This is a genomic window from Moraxella sp. CTOTU47915 (genome assembly GCF_031986685.1).
GTDB lineage: Bacteria > Pseudomonadota > Gammaproteobacteria > Pseudomonadales > Moraxellaceae > Faucicola > Faucicola tetraodonis.
The window spans coordinates 1-3,480 of the sequence record NZ_DAMAAE010000034.1 but is presented as its reverse complement, the minus strand read 5'-3'; the positions used below and the strand labels follow the sequence as shown (position 1 = coordinate 3,480).

The window sequence follows — 3,480 nt, the reverse complement described above, 5'->3', positions numbered from 1 at the left end:
TACCAATCTTGCTTTCATCGCTTTGTTATTGAAAAGATTGTGAACAGGTTCTAAATAGTTTTGCCACAGTTGTTTGACTGTTTTAACTGTCTTAAGGCTAGCATATTGCGATAGATTAGATTCTGCTACACCATCGGATACCGCAACACAAAAGGCGTCATCACATCGATGCACAGGTGTGATACCAATCGCTTCTTGGTAATAATCATCGACAAAGAAAAATGCATCTTGCTGCAAGCGGTTGCTGGCATTGCCTTGAAAGGTCATCGCACAAATCGTAGTGGAGAGTCTGGTCATATCACGAGTCGAGTAAGAAGGTTAATCTGATTATAACCGTAAAGTTGGAAAAATATATTCTAGGTTTCTTTATTCGATATAGTCCGTGATTCAATACGTTTTTTGGCTGTGGTATAAAAAGTATGCTTCCTAGACCCAGCCATAATTGACATAGTGGAACAGTAAATCAAACGCTTTAAAATGATTTGCTAGCTTTTTCGAAAAACAGCTTGTCTTTCGAAAGACTCGCCTAAGCCTTTGCCTAAAACGATTGTTGTTCCCTTCAATATCAACCGTATGGTATTTACCCACCTTTTTAAAATCAAAATCAAAGGCGGTTAAAAAGCTATCCCAGTTATCACAGCAGACATAGCCAAAATCAACACCTAATTCATCAAGCTTGGCTCGTAGCTGTTTGGCTGTCTTTAAGTTGCGTTTGCCCCATATGAAAGCGACAATCTCACTTGTTTCTGGGTCATAGGCATAAACAAGCCATACCTTGTTTTTCTTGTGCCCTACATACGTCCAAAAATCATCCACTTGCAGTTTTCGGTAATAGCGTCGTTTAGGTTTTATCTCATAATTGGAATTGACCAAAACGCTTAATACTTTGTACTTGCTAAATTTCTCGATGACAACGATATCAGCAATGCTACAGCCTCGAACTAGCATTAAACGTATCTTGTCATCAATATCGCTTTTACAGCCTTGGTAGCTTAAATCCATCCCATGGATGAATTGCCGATGGCAGTCTTTGCATTGATAGTTCTGTTTACCATAGATTTTCCAGCCATCTTTCTTTATACTTAAACCCAGACAGCTTTAGCATCTGATTGTAATTTGTGTCTTCATAACCTCAAATTATCATCTTTTTCTCAAGCTGTCTTTTTTATTTCACCTCAGCATACTTTTCAAACCAGTACCAAATTGGGGAGTATATGCCGTATTTGGTGAGGGCGGGGTTTGAAAAAACGTATTAGCTTTATGCCACTGCTATAATGAATAAATTAGATTTTTAACCCAAGAACCCAGTTTTTTAATACCTGTAAAATAACATCTTGATGGATAAACTCCTGCTCAAGTCGTCGCTTGTCAATATCTTGCTGCTGAATAAACGCAAACAACTCGGCTTCGTCAATGGTTAAAAATTTGGGTGCTACTTGATTAAAAACAGGCTCGGCAACGCGTTTATGATCATGGCTTCCTAGCGTATGTTTATCCATCATTAATGACTCAACATGAGCACAGCATTTACGGGCATAAGAGAGCATTGCTAGCCCTTCTGAGTCAATATCACCCCAATAGCCCACTTTTTTATGCTTCAGCCATTGTGCTTTTAACCATGTTAGGTTCTTTCCACCGCCAGCGACAGCAATCGTATTGGCTAAATTTGGTAGCATAAAACAAGGTGTTTCGTTTTCGATGATTAAGATATTATCTGCAGGTAATTCGAAGTTTAATAACGTTTGAGAAGATAGTTTTAAAATAGGTAAATTCGCCAAAGCCAATTTTGATGCATCGCATAGTGGTCGGATAAATAGCCAATCTTTTGGTTTACTTTCACAGCCGAGCCAATCTAATAATTCAAGCTGGTTGTTTTCATCAATGGTATCTAAAGCAATAGCTTTGTCGGTTTGGTGCAGGCTTTGCACTAGAATCTCAATTGTTCTAAAATTATTTTCTATAAACTTAGTGTCAATACCTGCGACGTTTACCGCTCTAAGGTAATTACCTTTACCCATACCTTCATATAGTTGTGGAATCAAGATGACTAGATTGGCAATTTGTTCATTAGATAAACGTTCAATCATATCTAAGTGATTAATTAAACTATCAAAAATCCTTTTTTGTGTGTCTGGATTTGGGCTAAGTTGAACTAGACTTTTAAATTTAAATTGCAAACTATCAAGGCGTTCAATCGCCACTTTGCCCAAAATTTCAGCAAGCGTATTAAGGTCATGGATAATTAACTTTACTGGAATAGATTGCTCACCAAGAAAACCTAAATTTTTAGTTTCTAATTGGATATGGCTATTTGGATGCTGAGTTTCGAAAATCTGCCACGCTTTAACAAAAGCTTGAAAATGTAGCGTGTTTTGAGCGGCTACTTTACCAGAACTTGGGGGTTTAAGTGTTATTTCAATAGCATTTTCCTGGGAGATCTCATGGTTTAGCAGTTGTTTAAATCTGCCTAAATTCTGCCAGTAACGCTGATTAAGTTCTTTGAGAACATCATTAGGCAGCTTGCCCCACGTAGTTTGAATTTGATTCATACCATGTTCCTATGTTTCAACATGGGTAATTTGAATGTTCATTTCAGCTAGCTGTTCATTCAGATGACTTGTTTGCTGTTGCGCTTTTTGTTTATCGTAGTCTTGCCAAGTCACTTCGGTAAGCCTGCTTTCATGGTCATTGATGTTGCGCTCACAGATAATCAGGCTATTGGCAGCTTCACGGGCTAGGTTAAGGTTTTTGTAAGGGGTTATTAAGTTGATATGGATATTGAGTTCTTTAAATACTTTCAGCACACGGCGACTGACCGATTCCTGGGTGTTGGAGAAAGCTTCATCTAAAAATACAGTACTGTAAATCGGCTTATCGCCTCCTGTTGGCGTAAGTACATAGGCAAGACTTGCAGCAACAATAATACCTGCGAACGATTCTTTTTCTCCCCCTGATTTACCGCTTGATGAGCTTAATATATCTATCACGATATCATCACCTGTTTCAGAATCTATTTTAAACTCTTCAGCATTAAAACTCATTTGGTAACGTGGGTCGAGCAGTCTTAAGCTTTCAAGGTTACTTGCTGTAGTGCCATTAGCGGCTTTATCAAGTACCGCGTTGATATCACTAAGCAGCTTAAAGCGTTTTTCATGTTCTTCTGTGGTCATGAGTTCCATGAGCATGGCAAGCTGTTTATTAAATTCGACTACATTGACAATGCGTTCTGGCTTGATTTTTAGGCGTAAAAATGTACCTTGGCGAAATTCGGTTTTTTGAAGTACCAGATTGACTTGCTCAATACCTTGTTTGATTTGTTCTAACTCACTATTCATTTTGGTCTTAAAGTTCGCCAACGATTGGGTGAGATTATTATTCATACGGCTTTTAAATTTTGTCGTAAGTTTTGCAAGCCCTTCTTGTATTATAGTTAAAACTGTAATATAATAAGCATTTTAAACCAATACCACCATGCCCAAA

Annotated in this window: 3 protein-coding genes and 1 pseudogene; all 4 read right to left on the bottom strand. The window is 37.9% G+C overall.

What is annotated here, in order from left to right:
• Positions 1 to 297, bottom strand: a pseudogene (locus tag RTL34_RS11525) (hypothetical protein); the annotation flags it as partial.
• 129 nt (positions 298 to 426) lie between these two features.
• A complete protein-coding gene (locus RTL34_RS11520; protein WP_312117055.1) occupies positions 427 to 1,092 on the bottom strand; it encodes an IS1 family transposase in 666 nt (221 codons plus the stop codon).
• Between the two features lie 191 nt (positions 1,093 to 1,283).
• A complete protein-coding gene (locus tag RTL34_RS11515; RefSeq protein WP_219332357.1) occupies positions 1,284 to 2,549 on the bottom strand; it encodes a Wadjet anti-phage system protein JetD domain-containing protein in 1,266 nt (421 codons plus the stop codon).
• A 9-nt stretch (positions 2,550 to 2,558) separates the two neighbouring features.
• Positions 2,559 to 3,380, bottom strand: coding sequence for an SbcC/MukB-like Walker B domain-containing protein (locus RTL34_RS11510; RefSeq protein WP_312117053.1), 822 nt, complete (start codon positions 3,378 to 3,380; stop codon positions 2,559 to 2,561).
• Between the last annotated feature and the right edge of the window lie 100 nt (positions 3,381 to 3,480).